The organism is Saccharothrix australiensis (assembly GCF_003634935.1).
GTDB classification, from domain to species: domain Bacteria; phylum Actinomycetota; class Actinomycetes; order Mycobacteriales; family Pseudonocardiaceae; genus Actinosynnema; species Actinosynnema australiense.
Genome location: NZ_RBXO01000001.1, coordinates 7307373 through 7325258, shown reverse-complemented (window position 1 = coordinate 7325258; position 17886 = coordinate 7307373). Strand labels below are relative to the sequence as shown.

The window sequence follows — 17886 nt, the reverse complement described above, 5'->3', positions numbered from 1 at the left end:
GGGACCCCGACACCGGTCGCCCGACCCACCCGAGCCTCAACGCCGGTCACCCAGCCGTCCGACCAGCAGGGCGACCGCCGGCACCAGCAGGAAGATCAGCGGGTTCCGGAACCCCGTGAGGAACAGCACCACGCACGCGATGCCGACCACGGGCACGACGCCCGCGACCACCCTCGGGTCGAGCCGGGAACCGCGTCGGACCGGCGCGGCGGGCGACGGCAGCGGGGCGACCCGCGCGAACCGGGGCTGCGGCTCGGGCAGGTCCCGGAACAGCGCCAGCAGCTCCTCGCGGGTCTTCGCGGTGGTCACGCGGGCCGACCGGTCGCCGTACTCGTCGACGTCCAGCCGACCCTCGCCCAGGTGCTCGCCGAGCAGCCGGAGCGCCTGCTCGCGCTCGGCGTCGCCGACCCGGATGCCCCGCTCGTCCACGCCGCAGAGCCTATTCCTTCAGCTCGCACAGGACGGTGCCCTGGGTGACCGTCGCGCCGGGCTCGGCCGAGAGGCCGGTCACGGTGCCCGCCTTGTGCGCGGTCACCGGGTTCTCCATCTTCATGGCCTCCAGCACCACGATCAGGTCGCCCGCCTCGACCTGCGCGCCGTCCTCCACGGCGACCTTCACGATGGTGCCCTGCATGGGCGCGGTGACCGCGTCGCCGGACGCCGCCGCACCGCCCCGGCCGCCGGCGCGCGTGCGCGGCTTGGCCTTCGCCGCACCGGCCCTCGGCGTCGCGGCCACGGCGAGGTCACCGGGCAGCGACACCTCCAGCCGCCGCCCGCCGACCTCGACGACCACGGTCTGGCGCGGCTCGTCCGCCCCGGCCTCGGCGGCGTCGGTGAACGGCTCGACGGTGTTGTCGAACTCGGTCTCGATCCACCGCGTGTGCACGGTGAAGCCGTCGCCCGTGCCGACGAAGGCCGGGTCGCGCACGACGCGCCGGTGGAACGGCAGGACGGTCGCCATGCCCTCCACGACCATCTCGTCCAGGGCGCGCCGCGCCCGCTCCAGGGCCTGCGCGCGGTCCTCGCCGGTGACGATCAGCTTCGCCAGCAGCGAGTCGAACTGGCCGCCGATGACGGTGCCGCTCTCCACGCCCGCGTCCACCCGGACGCCGGGGCCGGCCGGCGCGACGAACCGCGTCACCGTGCCCGGCGCGGGCAGGAAGTTCCGGCCCGCGTCCTCGCCGTTGATCCGGAACTCGATCGAGTGGCCGCGCGGGGTCGGGTCCTCGGTGAAGCGCAGCCGCTCGCCCGCCGCGATGCGGAACTGCTCGCGCACCAGGTCGATGCCCGCGGTCTCCTCGCTGACCGGGTGCTCGACCTGGAGGCGCGTGTTGACCTCCAGGAACGAGATCGTGCCGTCCAGCGCGACCAGGTACTCGACGGTGCCCGCGCCGTGGTAGCCGGCCTCCCGGCAGATCGCCCGCGCCGAGGTGTGGATCGCCGCGCGCTGCTCGTCGGTCAGGAACGGGGCGGGCGCCTCCTCCACCAGCTTCTGGTGGCGGCGCTGGAGCGAGCAGTCGCGCGTGCCGACGACCACCACGTTGCCGTGCTGGTCGGCCAGCACCTGCGCCTCCACGTGGCGTGGCTTGTCCAGGTAGCGCTCGACGAAGCACTCGCCGCGCCCGAACGCCGTGACGGCCTCGCGCACCGCGCTGTCGAACAGCTCGGGGATCTCCTCCAGCGTGCGGGCCACCTTCAGGCCGCGCCCGCCGCCGCCGAACGCCGCCTTGATCGCCACCGGCAGGCCGTGCTCCCGTGCGAACGCGACCACCTCGTCCGGGCCGGACACCGGGTCCTTGGTGCCGGGCACCAGCGGCGCGCCCGCGCGCAGCGCGATGTGCCGCGCGGTCACCTTGTCGCCCAGGTCGCGGATCGCCTGCGGGGTCGGCCCGATCCAGGTCAGGCCCGCGTCCAGGACGGCCTGCGCGAAGTCGGCGTTCTCGGACAGGAAGCCGTAGCCGGGGTGCACCGAGTCCGCGCCGGCGCGCTTGGCCACGTCCAGCAGCTTGTCCGACGACAGGTAGCTCTCGCCCGGCGTGCCGCCGCCCAGGGCGAACGCCTCGTCGGCGAGCCGGACGAACGGCGCGTCGCGATCCGGGTCCGCGTACACGGCGACACTGGCCAGACCCGCGTCCCGGCAGGCGCGGATGACCCGGACGGCGATCTCGCCGCGGTTGGCGACGAGGACCTTGCGCAGCGACACGACGTCCTACCTCCTGGCAACGCTGGTACGGAAGTGGCAACGGCGGGAAGTTTAGTGACCCGTCGGTAACCGGGTGCGGAGAGACAGCTCACGTGCGGGTGGGGACGATCGCCATCGTGGCACGGCCGCGCGCGGCGCCGCTGCTCCTGGCGTGCCCTGCCCGCGCCGGCCCTGGTCCGGCCCCGGCGGAAGCTTCGGTCAGCCGAACACCCGACCGCCGGACGCCGCTCCCGCCGATCTTTCTGCCGTCGATCGTGTCCGCTGCCGAACGACCTGCGGTCGAGTGCCGTGTGGACGAGTGACCGGGTGGGTGCGCGGAACGGGCCGGCCGGGTCCGTCGGCGGACCCGGCCGGCCCGGAGCGGTGGTGGCGGACGGGGTCCGTCAGGCGGGCACGGCCTCGCGCGGGCCGTCGAGCAGCGGCGGGGTGCTCGGCGTGCGCAGCACCTCGTCGTCCAGCAGGCCCTCCGAGCGGGCGACCAGCACCGGCACCGCGATCTGCCCGGCCACGTTGGTGGCGGTGCGGACCATGTCCAGGATCGGGTCGATCGCGTACACCACGGCCACCCCGGTCGCGATGACCTCCGGCGGCAGGTTCACCGCGCCCAGCGTCAGGGTCAGCATGGTGAACCAGCCGGTGGTGCCCGCCGTCGCCAGCGCGCCGAACACGGCCACCGCGACGATCGCCACGTACTGCCACACGCCGAGCTGGATGCCGAACAGGTTCGCGATGAACACCGTCGCGATCGCCGGGTACACGGCGGCGCAGCCGTCCATCTTGGTGGTGGTGCCCAGCGGCACGGCGAACGACGCGTAGTCGCTGTCGACGCCCAGGTTGGCGGCGGTCTGGCGGCTCAGCGGCAGCGTCGCGCCGGACGAGCGGGACACGAACGCGAACTGGATGGCCGTCCACGCCTTGCTGAAGAACGTGACGGGGCTGACCTTGCCGACGAACCGCAGCAGCACCGGGTACACCACGAACAGCACGAACAGCGTGCCGCCGTAGACCGTCGCGATCAGGCTGAACAGCGGTCCGACGAACGAGTTGCCGTAGGTCGCGAACGCGGTGCCGATGAGGCCGAACACGCCCAGCGGCGCGAGCAGGATGATCCAGCCGACGATCTTCTGGATCAGGTCGAACGCCGAGCGGGTGAGGTTGACGAACGGCGCGGCCTTCTCGCCGAGCGCGTAGGCGGCGAACCCGACCAGGATCGCGATGAAGACGACCTGGAGCACCTTGCCCTCGGTGAAGGCGCTGAAGAGGTTGGACGGCACCAGCGTGTCCAGCAGCGTGCTCCACGAGCCGCCGTCCCGACTGGCCAGCCGCTTGACCGCGGCCTCGCTCGGGGTCACCTGGACACCCGTGCCCGGCTTGAACACCAGCGCGATCACCAGGCCGACGAGCACGGCGATCAGCGACGTCAGGGCGAACCACAGCAGGGTCTTCCCGCCGAGCCGGGCGGCGCGGGAGCCGCCGAGCCTGCGGAGGCTGGTGATGCCGACGACGATCGCCGTGAAGACGAGGGGGATGACCGTGAACTGGAGGAGGCTGGTGAAGACGTCGCCGACCTTCTCCAGGGTGGTGGTCAGCCAGGCCAGTCCCGCGGTCTTCGCCAAGTAGCCCGCGAGCGCTCCCAGGACGAGGGCGGCGAGCACCGTGACGCCGAAGACCTTCGGCTTGGTGTAGGTGCGGATGAACGACATGTCGGCTCCGGGGTGTGCGGGGACGTGACGGGGACGGCGGTCAGCCGTGACAGCCCGTGTTCGTCCTGCGCCCGAAGTCGATGTGACGGCGGCGCGTCAGCAATTCGTTCATCGGCTCCCCCAACGCGGTGCGTCCGGGGGAGCTTCCCCGATCAGCGGAAATGTGACAACGGCTACCAGATGTCGGACACCCGGACGCCGATCCGGCCGAGCAGCCGGCGGGTGAGCGGCAGGCTGATCCCGATCACGCTGGACGGGTCGCCGTCGATGCCGTCCACGAACCAGCCGCCCCGGCCGTCGAGCGTGAACGCGCCGGCGACGCCCAGCGGCTCGCCGGACGCCAGGTACGCCTCCAGCTCGTCGGCGGTGGGCGTGCCGAACCGGACGACCGTGGCCTCGTGGTCCGTGGCCCGGTCGACGACCTCGCCACCCGCGACCCGCAGCACGGCGTGACCGGTCAGCAGGGTGCCGGTGCGGCCGGCCATCCGGGCCCACCGCTCGCGGGCGACCTCGACGGCGCCGGGCTTGCCCTCGACGCTGCCGTCGGGGGTGAGCAGCATCGAGTCGCAGCCGACCACGACGGCGTCCCGCTCGTCGGCCGCGACGGCCTCGGCCTTGGCCACGGCGAGCGCGGTGACCAGGTCGGCGGGCGCGGGGTCGGTCAGCGCGGCGGCCACGGCGTCCTCGTCCACGCCCGACACCCGGACGACCGGTTCGACGCCGGCGTTGCGGAGGACGGTCAACCGGGCGGGGGAGGCGGAGGCCAGCACGAATCGCACGTCCGCACCCTAGCCGCAGGCGCGCGTGGCCCGGTCGCGTGGGATCGGGCGGTGCTCGTGCGTAGAACTACCGATGCGCGTGCGGACGACCTTGGGCAACCTCGGTGGTGTGCAGCGCTGGGCTCTGGTGGTCCGCCGGACCGACCGGGCTCGCGGTCGGGGCCGGTGGTGGTGGTGCGTGCCCGCCGCCCTCCTGCTGGTGGTGGCGGCGCAGGTCGTGTCCACCGACCCGATCGGCTACGGGCTGCCCTTCTGGCCGTTCGCGAACGGCTCCGACCAGGCCGAGCACCGGGTGATGGGCACCGTGACGGCGGCCGTGCGCGCCGAGGGCGACCCCGCGCGGGTGCCGTCGGCGGTGGCGGCGGACGGGGTGGAGGTGCTGGACACCCGCTCGCAGGTGCCCGGCGGCGGGCTGTGGATGCGCCTGCGCTTCCGGCTGCCGGACGGCACCCGCTGCCGCGAGGTGCGGGTCCTGGGTGACGGTGTGCAGGTCAACAGCCGCCGCGTGGAGTGCTGACGCGCCGCGCGACCCGGCGCGGGTGACCCGCGAACCGGGTGGTCCGACGCGGCGGCTGGTCCGCGCGGCGAGGCGACTCGGGCCGGGGGCGGCCCCCTGCGGGGCCGAGCCCGCGATCGCCGCGCTGCCTCAGCGGGGCAGCGCCGACGACCGCCACGCGCCCGGACCGTGCGACAGGGCGGTGCGGACCAGCCGGGAGCGGTCGGCCCACGCCGAGCGCCGCGGCCGTGCCCCGGCGTCGCCGCCGCGGGCCGTCGCCAGCCCGGCCACCACCGCCGTCAGGGCGGCCAGTTCCACGTCGTCCGGAGCGCCCCGGACGACCTTCAGGTACGGCTGAGTGCTCACAGTGGGATGTTCCCGTGCTTCTTGGGCGGCGGCACCTCGCGCTTGTCGCGGAGCATCGACAGCGCCCGCGAGATGTGCGACCGCGTGGCGGACGGGGCGATCACGGCGTCGACGTAGCCGCGTTCGGCGGCCGTGTAGGGGTTGCAGAGGGTGTCCTCGTACTCCTGCTGCAACCGGGCGCGCAGCGCGTCGACGTCCTCACCCTGCTCGACGGCGTTCGCCAGCGCCTTGCGGTACACGATGTTCGTGGCGCCCTGCGCACCCATGACCGCGATCTGGGCCGTCGGCCACGCGAGGTTGATGTCCGCGCCCAGGTGCTTGGACCCCATCACGTCGTACGCCCCGCCGTACGCCTTCCGGGTGATCACGGTGACCAGCGGGACGGTCGCCTCGGCGTACGCGTAGATCAACTTCGCGCCGCGCCGGATGATGCCGTTCCACTCCTGGTCCGTGCCGGGCAGGAAACCCGGCACGTCCACGAACGTCAGGACCGGGATGTTGAACGCGTCGCACGTCCGCACGAACCGGGCCGCCTTCTCCGACGCGTCGATGTCCAGGCAGCCCGCGAACTGCGTCGGCTGGTTGGCGACGATGCCCACCGAGTGGCCGTCCACGCGGCCGAACCCGACCAGGATGTTCGGCGCGAACAGCGGCTGGACCTCCAGGAACTCGCCGTCGTCCAGCACGCGGGTGACGACCTCGTGCATGTCGTAGGGCTGGTTCGCCGAGTCCGGGATCAGGGTGTCCAGCTCGCGGTCCTCGTCCGTGATCGAGTCCTCGACCGAACCGCCCGCCGCGGCACCCGGCGCGTCGAACACCGGCGGCTCGGACATGTTGTTCGCCGGCAGGAAGGACAGCAGCTCCTTCACGTAGGCGATGGCGTCCTCCTCGTCGCTGCCGAGGTAGTGCGCGTTGCCGGACTTGGTGTTGTGCGTGCGTCCGCCGCCCAGGTCCTCGAAGCCCACGTCCTCGCCGGTGACCGTCTTGATCACGTCCGGACCGGTGATGAACATGTGCGAGGTCTTGTCGACCATCACGACGAAGTCGGTCAGCGCGGGCGAGTACACGTGGCCGCCCGCGGTCGCGCCCATGATCAGCGAGATCTGCGGCACGACGCCCGACGCGGCCACGTTGCGGCGGAAGATCTCGCCGTACAGGCCGAGCGAGACGACGCCCTCCTGGATGCGCGCGCCGCCGCCCTCGTTGATGCCGATGATCGGGCGGCCGGTCTTGATCGCCAGATCCATGACCTTGACGATCTTCTCGCCGTACACCTCGCCGAGCGAACCGCCGAAGACCGTGACGTCCTGGCTGAACACGCAGACCGGGCGGCCGTCGACCGTGCCGTAGCCGGTCACCACGCCGTCGCCGTACGGGCGGTTGCGCTCCTGGCCGAAGTTCGTCGAGCGGTGCCGGGCCAGCTCGTCCAGCTCGACGAACGAGCCGGGGTCGAGCAGCAGGTCGATCCGCTCGCGGGCGGTCCTCTTGCCCTTGGCGTGCTGCCTCTCCACCATCCGGGCGGAACCCGCGTGCACGGCCTCGTCCCTGCGGTGGGCGAGGTCGGCCAGCTTGCCCGCCGTGGTGTGGACGTCCGGCTCCTCGCCGCTGAGGTCGGTCGCACTGCTCATGAACGGGCAGCCTAGCCGGCCGGTGAAGCGGGGTGACCCGTGAGTAGCAGAGTTCACTGTGTTGGATGGCCGCTGCTCCGCAGACGGCGGGCTCGGCCGCCCTGTGGTCGGGCCGTCGCGCCTGATTTCCCGCCGATCGAAAAGCGTGATCGGCGGGAAATGAGGCGCGACACCCCGACGGCGGCCGTGCCGGGTGGCCGCTGCTTTGCAGGCGGCGAACCCAAGAGGCTTGACCTCTAGTTCGGTGGAGGGTGCAGGGTGATCTTGGCGGCCCGCTCCACCATCCACACCGCTCCGACGAAGCGCGTGGGGCGGGTCGCTCTTAGGCTGCGGGCGTGAGCACTGCACTGGATGCCTCCGTTCTGCGCGACCGGCTCGCCGGCTCGTACGCCCGCCTCGACGTCGTCGCCTCCACCGGCTCGACCAACGCGGACCTGAGGGACGTCGCGGTGGACCGCACCGTCCTGATCGCCGAGGAGCAGACCTCCGGCCAGGGTCGGCGCGGGCGGGGGTGGGCGTCGCCCGGTGGGGGGCTCTACCTGAGCGTCCTGCTGCGGCCCGACGGCGTCCCGGCCGAACGCCTGCCGTGGCTCACGCTGCTCGCCGGGGTCGCGCTGGTGCGCACCGCCGCCTCGTTCGACGTGCGGGCGACGCTGAAGTGGCCCAACGACCTGCTCGTCGGCGACCGGAAGGCGGCCGGCGTGCTCGCCGAGACGACACCGGCGCGCGCGGTGGTCGTCGGGATCGGGCTCAACGTCGCCCGGCTGCCGCCGGACGTCGACCCCGGCGCGGGCGGGCTGCGGCCGACCAGCCTCGAAGAGCACGCGGGCCGCCCGCTGGACCGCGCCGAGGTGGCCGTGACGCTGCTCCGCGAGCTGTCCGACCTCGAACGGACCTGGCGCGACGCGCACGGCGACCCGGTGGACACCGGCCTGCTGGACGAGTACCGCCGGCACTGCGGCACGCTCGGGCAGCGGGTCCGCGTGGAACTGCCCGGCGGCGCGCTGTCCGGCACCGCCCGGTCCGTGGGGCTCGACGGCACCATCGTGGTGCGTGACGACGCGGGTGCGGACCACGAGATTTCCGCCGGGGACGTGGTGCACCTCCGGGTACGGTGAGGGGCGGCACCAGCGCGTGGCGAAAGGACCGTCGTGGCCTACCCGGACGACCTGCTCCGCCCCGGCGAGCACGTCGTGCTGCACCGGCGCCCGCACTGGAAGGTGCTGCTCGCCCCGGTCCTGGCGCTGCTCCTCGTGGTCGGCGGCGGCGCGTGGCTGGCCGGCCTGGTGTCCGGGCTGCCCTGGACGTCCACGGCCAGGGCCGTCCTCGCCGCGGTGGTGCTCCTCCTCGTGGCGTGGCTGACCCTCGCGCCCGCGCTGCGCTGGCGCACCACCCACTTCGTCGTCACCACCGACCGCGTGATGTACCGGGAGGGCGTGCTCAAGCGCACCGGCCTGGACATCCCGCTGGCGCGCATCGACGGCGTGCGGTTCGAGCACGGCCCGTTCGACCGCGTGCTGGGCTGCGGCACGCTGTTCGTCGAGTCGGCGTCGCACGAGCCGCTGGAGTTCGACGACATCCCCGGCGTGGAGCGGGTGCACGCCGCGCTGCACCGGGGCATCAACGACAACCCGGACGACGACTTCCGGCCGGAGGACAGGGTCATCGATGGGCGCGCGTGAGATCGGACTGCCGGACCGGGTCGTGGGCGAAGGGCTCCCGGAGAGCGTCACCATCTGGGAGGTCGGCCCCCGCGACGGCCTCCAGAACGAGGGCGCGATCGTGCCCGTCGACGTCAAGCTGGAGTTCCTGGACCGGCTCGCCGACGCGGGCGGCACCGTGCTGGAGGCGACCAGCTTCGTGCACCCGAAGTGGGTGCCGCAGCTGGCCGACGCCGAGGAGCTGCTGGCCCGCCTGACCAAGCGGCCCGGTGTCGCGTACCCGGTGCTGGTGCCCAACGAGCGCGGCCTGGACCGGGCGCTGCGGGCCGGCGTCGAGCACATCGCGATCTTCGCCAGCGCCACGGAGACGTTCGCGCGCAAGAACCTCAACTCGTCGCTGGACGAGCAGTTCGCCATGTTCGACCCGGTGGTGGCGCGGGCGCGGGCGGAGGGGCTGCGCGTCCGCGGGTACGTGTCGATGTGCTTCGGCGACCCGTGGGAGGGCCCGGTCGCCCGCGAGCAGGTCGTCGGTGTCGCCAAGAGGCTGCTCGACCTGGGCTGCGACCAGTTGTCGCTGGGCGACACGATCGGCGTCGCCACGCCCGGCCAGGTCACCGCGCTGATCGGCGCGTTCGACCGGGTCGACCGGCTCGCCGTGCACTTCCACGACACGTACGGGCAGGCGCTGGCCAACACCTACGCGGCGCTGCTCGCGGGCGTGCGGACGGTCGACTCGTCGGCGGGCGGGCTCGGCGGCTGCCCCTACGCGGAGTCCGCCACCGGGAACCTCGCGACCGAGGACCTGGTGTGGATGCTCGACGGCCTGGGCATCGCGCACGGCGTCGACCTGGACAAGCTGTGCGACACGAGCGCGTGGATGGCCGAGCGGTTGGGCCGTCCCAGCCCGTCGCGGGTCGTGCGGGCCCTGCGGGGCTGACGGTTCGTCGGCGACCCGTCCCGGAACGGTGGTTCGTCGGTGTCCGTCTCGGCGCGGCGTCCGCCGTGTTCCGGCCGCGTGGCGGAAAATCGCCGACGGCCGGTGGGAACCGGCGCTCGCGTCGCGACGTCCAACGCGCGACCGACGACCATGCCCGGCGACGGTGCAGACCGGAGGTGGCCGTGACCGATCACCGCGCCCGGGTCGACGAGCTGCTGGCCGACTACCGCCGCAGCCGCGACCGGCTCGCGTCCGTGCAGCGGGAGCTGGCGGTGATCAGCGCGTCGGCGACCAGCCCGGACGGCGCGGTGACCGCCACGGTCGGCGCGCGGGGCACGTTGACCGACCTGGAGCTGACCGAGGCCGCCTACCGGTTGCGCCCCGACCGGCTGGCGCAGTTGATCGTGCGTACCGCGCAGGACGCCGCCGCGCGGGCCGCCGAGCGGACCTACCAGGCGCTCGGGTCGGTGCTGCCCGCCGGCACCGACCCGGAGGCGCTCGTGCGCGGCACGGCCGACCTGCGGCCGGAGGAGGTCGCGCCGCCGGTGGCCCGACCCCGGGTCGTCGAGGACGACGAGGACTTCGACCAGCGCGACTGGCTCAACGGGGGGACGAGATGACCGGCTTCCGGACCGACCTCGCCAAGCTCGCCGCCGGCGCGGCCGACTTCGGCGACTACGCCGAACGGGCCGAGCGGATCTTCGGCGACCTCGGCGGCGCGCTCGACTCGTTCGGCGCGTGCTGGGGCGACGACGCGGTCGGCCGGAGCTTCGCGTCGTCGCACGTGCGCCCGGCGGCGGAGGCGCTGACCGGGATCGGCGACCTCGGGCAGGCGCTCGGCGGTGTCGGCGACCGGTTCGCCGAGACCGCGCGCACCTACCGCGAGGTCGACGAGGGCAACGGCACCGCGCTCGGCGCGATCTGACACAGGGGGCCACCGACATGGGTATCGAGCTGCCGGCCGAACTCGCCGAGGTCGCCGCCAAGGCCGGGGTCGCCTGGCCGCAGGCCGACGAGGACGCGCTGCGCTCGTCGGCCGCCGCCTGGCGGGACGCGGGCGCGAAGCTCGGCACGCTCGCCGGGGAGTCCGACGGCTCGGCGACCAAGGCGCTGGCCGCGATGTCCGGTGCGACCGGCGACGCGGCGCGCGGCCACTGGAACGCGTTCACCGCGCCCGACGGCCGCCTGGACCAGGTGGTCCGCGGGTGCCACGCCGCCGCCGACCGGCTCGACCACGCGGCCCGGCAGGTCGGCGCGGCCAAGGTGGAGATGGTGCGGGAACTGGTCGACCTGGCCAAGAACCACGACGCCGCCACGCGGGCGGCGGCGGCAGGCCACCCGGCGGCGCTGCTCGGCCTGGACGCGCTGGTGCGCGCGGCGGCGGCCAACGTCGGCCACCTGGCGAGCACCCTGGCCGACGCGATCCGCCTCGACTCCGGCGTGGAGATCGGCGTCGGCGGGAACCCGGTGCACGCGAACCCCGGCGTCCACGGGCCCGACGGGTCCGGTGTGCCGGGCGAGGGCGCGCCGGGGCGCGGTCCGGGCCGGTCCGGTGAGGGCAGCCTGGTCGGTGACCTGCTGGACGGGCTGCTCGGCGGTGGCGAGGACGGGCGGTCCGGCGGTGGGCTGGTGGGCGACCTGCTCAGCGGCGGTGGTCCGTCCGGGGATGGCCGAGGCGGTGACGGTCAGGGCGGTGACGGACAGGGCGGCGATGGTCCGGGCGGCGGTTCTTCCGGTGCGGGTCAGGACGGCGAGGGCGAGGGGCAGGGCGGTCGCGGGGACCAGTCGGGTGAAGGGCGGTCCGGTGGCCGGGGTGGCGGTCTGCTCGGGGCCGTCCTGGGCGGCGGCGGTGGGGACGGCGGCGGTGGGGGCGGCGGCCTGGTCGGTGGCGTCGTCGGCGGCGTGACCGACACCGTCGGCGCGGTGGTCGACCCGGTGCTCGACACGGCCGGCGACGTCGTGCACGGGGCGGTGGAGGCGGTGGACCGCACCGTGGAGGGCGCGGCGGACGTCATCGCTCCCGGACGTGCCGACCACGGCCCTGGCCACGCGCCGGACCCCGGCCAGGGCTCGGGTCATGGGCAGGGCCACGGACCGGTTCATGGGCCGGGGAGCGCTCCGGGGCACGGGAACGGGCCTGGTCCGGTCGGCGCGCCGGTCGTGGGCGGCGGACCGGTCCACGTCGGACCGGTCGTGGAAACGGTCGGTCGGGCCGCGGACACGGTGACGTCCTCGGCGGCGGCGGTGCTGGACCGCCCGGTGCTCCCGGTGGACGCGCACGCCCCCGCCCCTCAGCAGCCCATCGCTCCCGCGCCGGGTGCGAACGGGCCGCAGGTGCCCGGTTTCGGTGGATCGGGTGGACCCGGTGGTGGCGTGCCCTCGGGCCCGGTCGGTGGTGCGGGCGGTGCGCTCGGCGCGGGTGCGGTCGGCGCGGGTGCGTCGACGGGAGCACCGGCGCAGACCGGCGCGGTGCCGGGCCAGTCGGTGCCGGGCCAGTCGGTGCCGGGTCAGTCGGGCGCGGGTCAGCCGGGCGCGGCGCACCAGCAGGCGACGGGGCAGCCGTCGTCCGGCCAGCAGCCCCAGGCGGCGCAGCAGGGCGGCCAGCGGGCGGACCAGCGCGGTCCCGGTCAGCTTCCGCTCAAGGAGCCCGGCCAACCGGGCGGCCAGCCCGCGCAGGGCAACCACAGCGGGCAGGGCAACCCGAGCGGCCAGGCCAAGGACGCCGGGCAGGGCGCGCCGGCGAAGGACGTGGCGCAGGCCGCCAAGGACGCCGCCCGGCCGGACGCCCCGGCGAAGTCGCGCGACGAACTGGCGTTCGGCGTCGCGGTGCTGCCGCTCGGCGCGGGCCGCGACACGGTGGTGCGCGGCGGACCCGGCCAGGGGGCCCCGCCCGCACAGGGGATCACGGGCGTTCCGGGGCCCGGTGGCACGGCGCACGGGCCCGGTGGTGCGGGACAGGGACCCGCTGGTGCGGGGCAAGGGCTCGGCGGCACGGGGCAGGGGTTCCACGGCGTCGTGGGGACCGGGGGCGTGCCGTCCCGAGGTGTTCGGGCGGCCGGTTCGCCGTTCCGCTCCATGTCGGGGGTCATCGGGACCGGTCCGGGTGCGGTGGTGCCCACCGAACTCGTCGGCCCGCCGCAGCGCCCCGCGCGGGACGCGCGGCCGACGAGCGAAGCCGCCGCGCTGCTCCACCTGTACATGTTCCCCGGCGGCGTGCTGCCGCCCGCCCGGTCCGAGCCCGCCCGGCAGTTGCCCGTGCCGCCAGGGGATCGGGACTTCGCGCCCGGTCTCCGGTTCGAGCCGCAGGGGCACCCCGACGGGCACCTCGTCGACGTGTCCGCGCGCGAACGGCCGAGGCCGCGGCTCGGGCCACCGGTCGAACCCGACCCGGCGCTGACCGACGGCTACGACCCGCAGGCCGGCATGCACGAGCGGGACTGGGACCGGCGGTTCCTCGTGCGGCTCGACCCGCCGGAGTACGCGTGGCCGCCCGCCGAGCTGTTCCCCGAGGGCGGGTACGAGGCGGGGCAGCCCGGCGTCCTCGCGGTCGGCGTCGAGCTGGACCGGTTCGGCGGCCCCGAGGGGCGGGTCCTGTCCGAGGCGGGCACGCCGTTCACGAACCGGTCGCTGCCGCCCGCCGCGCTGGCGGCCGGGTACCACCGCTACCGCGTCGCGCGGGAGCTGCCGGTGTGGTTCACGTTGTCCGCGCAGTGGTTCGGCCAGACCGGTGGCGGGGTGCGCTATCGGACCACCCACCCGGTCGCCGACCTGGTCGCGCTGGGGCACTTGGAGGAGATCCGTTGAACGCCGAGTCGATCCAGGGGTGGCTGCTGGCCGTCGGGGTGCCCGCCGAGGTCGTGTCGATCGGGGCCGAGGCGGACAACGCCTGGTGCCTCGTGGCCGACGACGAGGGCGTCGAGGTGTTCTGGCGCGAACAGGGCAACCGGTACGACTGGGCCCGGTTCACCAGCGAGGACGTCGCCTGCCACTACCTGTTCGGCCGCCTGGTGTGGGCGCAGGTCGTGCGCGGCGCGGTCGGCCTGCTGCCCCGACCAGACCAGGAACGCACCGCACCGACGGCAGCCGCACCAACCGCCGCCGCACCAACCGCCGCCGCACCGACGGCCGCCGCACCGTCGACCCAAGCGCACCGCCCGGAGCCCGTGCCGTCCGCGCCCCCTACCGAGGCGTGAGGTCCGAGCGCCAGGTCACGCCCACCACGTCGTCGGCCTTCGGCACCGGCAGGTAGACCGCGAACGTCGCCGGCCGCGCGGTGGACAGCTCCAGCCGCCCGCCGTCGGCGTCGACGAGCGCCCGCGCCAGCGCCAGCCCGACACCGGTCGACCCGCCACCGGACACCCCGCGCTCGAAGATGTGCCCGGCCAGCTCGTCGGGCACGCCCGCGCCACCGTCGGCCACCTCCACGACCACGGTCCCCTCGTCGCTGCGCGCGGACACGACGACCTGGCCCTCGCCGTGCCGCAGCGAGTTGTCCAGCAGCACCCCGATGGCCTCCCGCAACCGCGCGGGCGTGGCGCGGGCCAGCAGGCCCTCCGGCACCCGCACCCGCAGCGCCCGCCCGACGCTGCGCAGCGGCTCCCGCCACTCCTCGGCGATCGCCGACAGCTCCACGCGCAGGTCCAGCGGCTCCGCGCCGACGGCCCGCGCCGCGCGAGCCGCCGCGAGCAGCTCGTTGAGCACCTCCGCGAGCCGCTCCGCCTGCTCCAGCGCCGCCCGCGCCTCGGCCGCCGTGTCCGGCTCCGGGTGCTCCGCCAACGCCTCCAGCCGCAGCTGCAACGCGGTCAGCCGGCTGCGCAGCTGGTGCGACACGTCGCCGACTAGCTCCCGCTCCCGCTGCACGAGCAACGCCAGCGCGCCCGCCGACCGGTCCAGCGCGTCGGCCACCAGGTCCAGCTCGGGCACCCCGTGCCTGCGGTCGTCGCGCCGGAAGTCGCCCGCGCCCAGGCGGGCCGCCCGCACCGCCACGTGCCGCAGCGGCATGGCCAGCTTGCGCGCCGTCACGGTCGCCACCACGGTCCCGGTGCCGACCGACAGCACCACGAGCAGCACCACCAGCGCCGCCACCTGGTACTGCGACGTGTGCATCTGCCGGGACGACACCTCCAGCCGCACGTGGCCCTGCTGCGCGATCGGCACCTCGACGCTCAGCGCGTCGCCGCCCGGCGACCTGCCCAGCTCCTGCTGCCCGGTCGCGGCCGACACGACGAGGTGCCCGCCCTCCGGCACGGCGACCGCCACCTTCTCCAGGCTGATCGCCCGCCCGGACGCGATCTGGTCGTCGATCGCCGCCGCGATGCGCTGCGCCCGTTCCGTGAGGTCGCCGCGCGCGCCGTCCTCCACCAGCCGCAGCGCGGTGTGCCCGAGGGGGATGCCGAGGGCGAACCCGGTGACCGCGACGGCCAGCAGGATGGCCCGCAGTATCCGGCTGCGCATCAGTCGGCGGTGTTGAAGCGGAAGCCGACGCCGCGCACGGTGGCGATGCGGCGTTCCACCGACCGGACGTCGCCGAGCTTCCGGCGCAGCCACGACATGTGCATGTCCAGCGTCTTGCTGCTCTTCAGCTCCGGGTCGTTCCACACCTCGGACAGGATCTCGTCCCGGTGCACGACCTGGCCGGCCCGCTGGATCAGCACGCGCAGCAGCTCGAACTCCTTGTTGGCCAGCTGGATCTCATGCCCGTCCACGGTGACGCGCCGCGCGGCGAGGTCCATCCGCACGCCGTTGACCTCCAGCGTGCCGGGCGCGCGGCGGCGCAGCAGGGCCCGGATGCGGGCCATCAGCTCGGCCAGCCGGAACGGCTTGGCCACGTAGTCGTCCGCGCCGGCGTCGAGCCCGACGACGAAGTCCACCTCGTCCGACCGCGCGGTGAGCATCAGCACCGGGATGCCGCGCCCGGCGGCGCGCAGCCGGCGGCACACCTCCAGGCCGTCCATGCCGGGCAGGCCCAGGTCGAGCACCAGGAGGTCGATGCCGCCGTGCGCCGCCGCGTCCAGGGCGTGGGGACCGTCGCCGACCACCTGCACCTGGTACCCCTCCCGCTGCAACGCGCGGGAGAGGGGTTCCGCGATCGCCGGGTCGTCCTCGGCCAACAAGACCACGCTCACGGCACCCAGCGTAGGCGTGGCACGATCCCCGCGTGTCCACCGATCTGACGCTGGCCCTCCGACTCGCCGACGCCGCCGACGCGATCACCACCGCGCGCTTCCGCGCGCGCGACCTGGTGGTGGAGAGCAAACCCGACCGCACCCCCGTGACCGACGCCGACGTGGCCGTGGAGGACGCGATCCGCGAGGTGCTCGCGCCGACCGGCGACCGCGTCGCGGGCGAGGAGCGCGGTGGGGCGGTGGGCGAGGGCCGGACGTGGGTCGTGGACCCGATCGACGGCACGAAGAACTTCCTGCGCGGCGTGCCGGTGTGGGCGACGCTGATCGCGCTCGTGGTCGACGGCGAGCCGAGGGTGGGCGTCGTGAGCGCGCCGGCGCTGGGCCGCCGCTGGTGGGCCGCCGCGGGCGAGGGCGCGTTCACCCTGGACGCGGCGGGCGAGCGGCGCGTGTGGGTGTCCGGGGTGCGCGACCTGTCCGACGCGTACCTGTCCACCACGCACCTGGGGACGTGGGTCGAGCACCACTCCCGCGAGGCTTACCTCCGGCTGGCGGACGCGTGCTGGGAGAACCGGGCGTTCGGCGACTTCTGGCAGCACTGCCTGGTGGCGGAGGGCGCGATCGACGTGGCCGCGGAGCCGATCGTGAACCCGTGGGACGTCGCGCCGTTCCAGGTGCTGGTGCGCGAGGCGGGCGGTCGGTTCAGCGACCTGTCCGGGGTGGAGCGGTTCGACGGCGGGAACGTGCTGTCCACCAACGGTCACCTGCACGACGCGGCGCTGGGCTTGTTGCGCGGGTAGGGGTCGGGGACGGCGGGTCGAGGCGGCCCGGCGCGGGCGGCGGGCGGGTCGGGACTTCGAGCGGGTCGGGCGGCCGGGGGTCGCCCGTGGTCAGGAGTCGTAGGACTTCTTCGCCCGTGGCCGCGCGTCGGCTTCCGGGAACACCCACTTCTTGTACCCGTACCAGCGGAACGCCATCCCGATCAGCGTGCCGATGATCTGGGCGCTGACGAAGTCCGCGACCTCCTCCCCGAACCGGCTCAGGTGCGGCTCCTGGAGGTGCAGCAGGTACCGCGACACGCCGAGCGGCAGGGAGTTGAGGCCGATCCCCACGCCGTTGACGAGGAAGAACAGCGCCGCCTCGTGGTGCCGCTCCCGCCCGCCGCGCGTGCGGAACGACCACTCGCGGTTGAGCACGTACGACACGATGGTGGCCACGAGCGTCGCGACGACCTTCGCCGTCACCGGCTTCTCGACCAGGATCGTCGTCTTCAGCGTCACGAAGATCGCCGTGTCGATCACGAAGCACGTGCCGCCGACCACCGCGAACTTGACCAGTTCCCGGTGCCGCAGGGCCAGCGACCGGAGCGGTTCGGGCAGGCGATGGACGAAGTTCTCGACTACGGACACCCGGCCGAGTTTACGGAGGACGGGTGAAAGCGCTGTTCAGACGACCTTGCCGGCGCGTGTTTCAGGCCACGTCGCGCTGCTCGGGCACGACCCGCAGCGTGCGCACGGACGGCCGCGCGCCCGCCTCCGGGAACACGAACTTGCGCATCGACCAGTACTTGAACGCGGTCGCGAGCAGCATCCCGATCACCGAGCCGCTGACGAAGTCGGCCACCTCGCTGTGCAGGTCCAGCACGTGCCGCGAGGCGTACAGCGGCAGCAGGTTCACGCCGATGCCCATGCCGCTGACGAGGAAGAACAGCGCCGCCTCGTGGTGGCGCTCCCGGCCGCCCCTGGTGTGGAACGACCACTCGCGGCTGAGCACGTAGGACGCGATCACGGCGACCAGCACGGCGATCGCCTTGGCCGTGACCACCTTGTCCTGGAGGACGGTCAGCTTCAGGGCGTACCAGATGCCGTTGTCGATGACGAACGTGGTGCCGCCGACGACGGCGAACCTGATCAGCTCGCGGTGCTTGTTGATCAAGAAGCGCACCGGTTCGGGTAGCCCGCTGAAGATCCTGCGCACGACTGGCAGCACCG

At 74.3% G+C, this 17886-nt stretch carries 18 protein-coding genes and 1 pseudogene; 9 read left to right on the top strand and 10 right to left on the bottom strand.

Going from position 1 to position 17886, the window contains the following annotated elements; translation table 11 throughout:
• Window positions 1-36 precede the first annotated feature (36 nt).
• From C8E97_RS31215 to C8E97_RS31200, 4 genes are all read right to left on the bottom strand, one after another.
• Window positions 37-429 (bottom strand): DUF1707 SHOCT-like domain-containing protein, encoded by a 393-nt coding sequence (locus tag C8E97_RS31215; protein ID WP_121009306.1) that lies wholly within the window; start codon window positions 427-429, stop codon window positions 37-39.
• Window positions 430-439: 10 nt separating this feature from the next.
• Window positions 440-2203 (bottom strand): acetyl/propionyl/methylcrotonyl-CoA carboxylase subunit alpha, encoded by a 1764-nt coding sequence (locus C8E97_RS31210; protein ID WP_121009304.1) that lies wholly within the window; start codon window positions 2201-2203, stop codon window positions 440-442.
• A 383-nt stretch (window positions 2204-2586) separates the two neighbouring features.
• Window positions 2587-3906 carry a dicarboxylate/amino acid:cation symporter gene (locus C8E97_RS31205; RefSeq protein ID WP_121009302.1) on the bottom strand — a complete coding sequence of 440 codons (1320 nt, stop codon included), beginning with the start codon at window positions 3904-3906 and terminating at the stop codon, window positions 2587-2589.
• A 173-nt stretch (window positions 3907-4079) separates the two neighbouring features.
• The gene (locus C8E97_RS31200) at window positions 4080-4685 is read right to left on the bottom strand and encodes a Maf family protein (RefSeq protein ID WP_121009300.1); all 606 of its coding nucleotides are present in this window, start codon (window positions 4683-4685) and stop codon (window positions 4080-4082) included.
• Between the two features lie 178 nt (window positions 4686-4863).
• Between C8E97_RS31200 and C8E97_RS31195 the strand changes: the two genes are divergently transcribed.
• The gene (locus tag C8E97_RS31195) at window positions 4864-5202 is read left to right on the top strand and encodes a hypothetical protein (RefSeq protein WP_147455278.1); all 339 of its coding nucleotides are present in this window, start codon (window positions 4864-4866) and stop codon (window positions 5200-5202) included.
• Window positions 5203-5331: 129 nt separating this feature from the next.
• Here the strand turns inward: C8E97_RS31195 and C8E97_RS31190 are convergent, their stop codons facing one another.
• Both C8E97_RS31190 and C8E97_RS31185 read right to left on the bottom strand, forming a co-directional pair.
• Window positions 5332-5547 (bottom strand): acyl-CoA carboxylase subunit epsilon, encoded by a 216-nt coding sequence (locus C8E97_RS31190; RefSeq protein WP_121009296.1) that lies wholly within the window; start codon window positions 5545-5547, stop codon window positions 5332-5334.
• Window positions 5544-7175 (bottom strand): acyl-CoA carboxylase subunit beta, encoded by a 1632-nt coding sequence (locus C8E97_RS31185; protein ID WP_121009294.1) that lies wholly within the window; start codon window positions 7173-7175, stop codon window positions 5544-5546. Before C8E97_RS31185 ends, C8E97_RS31190 begins: the two co-directional genes overlap by 4 nt.
• A 335-nt stretch (window positions 7176-7510) precedes the next feature.
• On the opposite strand from C8E97_RS31185, the gene C8E97_RS31180 reads away from it, so the two are divergent.
• The 7 genes and pseudogenes from C8E97_RS31180 to C8E97_RS35650 form a co-directional block, all read left to right on the top strand.
• Complete coding sequence (locus C8E97_RS31180; protein ID WP_121009292.1) at window positions 7511-8293, top strand: biotin--[acetyl-CoA-carboxylase] ligase; 783 nt, start codon at window positions 7511-7513, stop codon at window positions 8291-8293.
• A 33-nt stretch (window positions 8294-8326) separates the two neighbouring features.
• Entirely contained in the window at window positions 8327-8857 is a 531-nt protein-coding gene (locus C8E97_RS31175; protein WP_121009290.1) for a PH domain-containing protein, read from the top strand.
• Complete coding sequence (locus tag C8E97_RS31170) at window positions 8844-9773, top strand: hydroxymethylglutaryl-CoA lyase (protein ID WP_121009288.1); 930 nt, start codon at window positions 8844-8846, stop codon at window positions 9771-9773. The genes C8E97_RS31175 and C8E97_RS31170 overlap by 14 nt, the downstream gene beginning before the upstream one ends.
• A 182-nt stretch (window positions 9774-9955) precedes the next feature.
• Window positions 9956-10393 carry a YbaB/EbfC family nucleoid-associated protein gene (locus tag C8E97_RS31165; protein ID WP_121012790.1) on the top strand — a complete coding sequence of 146 codons (438 nt, stop codon included), beginning with the start codon at window positions 9956-9958 and terminating at the stop codon, window positions 10391-10393.
• Complete coding sequence (locus C8E97_RS31160; protein ID WP_121009286.1) at window positions 10390-10698, top strand: WXG100 family type VII secretion target; 309 nt, start codon at window positions 10390-10392, stop codon at window positions 10696-10698. Before C8E97_RS31165 ends, C8E97_RS31160 begins: the two co-directional genes overlap by 4 nt.
• A gap of 17 nt (window positions 10699-10715) precedes the next feature.
• The gene (locus tag C8E97_RS36635) at window positions 10716-13577 is read left to right on the top strand and encodes a glycohydrolase toxin TNT-related protein (protein WP_121009284.1); all 2862 of its coding nucleotides are present in this window, start codon (window positions 10716-10718) and stop codon (window positions 13575-13577) included.
• Window positions 13574-13822 (top strand): annotated as a pseudogene (locus C8E97_RS35650) (hypothetical protein); the annotation flags it as partial. The gene C8E97_RS36635 and the pseudogene C8E97_RS35650, both read left to right, overlap by 4 nt.
• A gap of 130 nt (window positions 13823-13952) precedes the next feature.
• On the opposite strand, the gene C8E97_RS31145 reads toward C8E97_RS35650, so the two are convergent.
• Together C8E97_RS31145 and C8E97_RS31140 are read right to left on the bottom strand one after the other, a co-directional pair.
• Window positions 13953-15227 (bottom strand): ATP-binding protein, encoded by a 1275-nt coding sequence (locus C8E97_RS31145; RefSeq protein WP_121009280.1) that lies wholly within the window; start codon window positions 15225-15227, stop codon window positions 13953-13955.
• Window positions 15227-15898, bottom strand: coding sequence for a response regulator transcription factor (locus C8E97_RS31140; RefSeq protein WP_211347167.1), 672 nt, complete (start codon window positions 15896-15898; stop codon window positions 15227-15229). The genes C8E97_RS31145 and C8E97_RS31140 overlap by 1 nt, the downstream gene beginning before the upstream one ends.
• A gap of 32 nt (window positions 15899-15930) precedes the next feature.
• Here C8E97_RS31140 and C8E97_RS31135 point away from each other — a divergent pair, with 32 nt between their 5' ends.
• Window positions 15931-16695 carry an inositol monophosphatase family protein gene (locus C8E97_RS31135; RefSeq protein WP_121009278.1) on the top strand — a complete coding sequence of 255 codons (765 nt, stop codon included), beginning with the start codon at window positions 15931-15933 and terminating at the stop codon, window positions 16693-16695.
• A gap of 90 nt (window positions 16696-16785) precedes the next feature.
• On the opposite strand, the gene C8E97_RS31130 is transcribed toward C8E97_RS31135, so the two are convergent.
• Window positions 16786-17304, bottom strand: coding sequence for a GtrA family protein (locus tag C8E97_RS31130; RefSeq protein WP_121009276.1), 519 nt, complete (start codon window positions 17302-17304; stop codon window positions 16786-16788).
• 61 nt (window positions 17305-17365) lie between these two features.
• A complete protein-coding gene (locus C8E97_RS31125) occupies window positions 17366-17881 on the bottom strand; it encodes a GtrA family protein (RefSeq protein WP_211347307.1) in 516 nt (171 codons plus the stop codon).
• Window positions 17882-17886 lie beyond the last annotated feature (5 nt).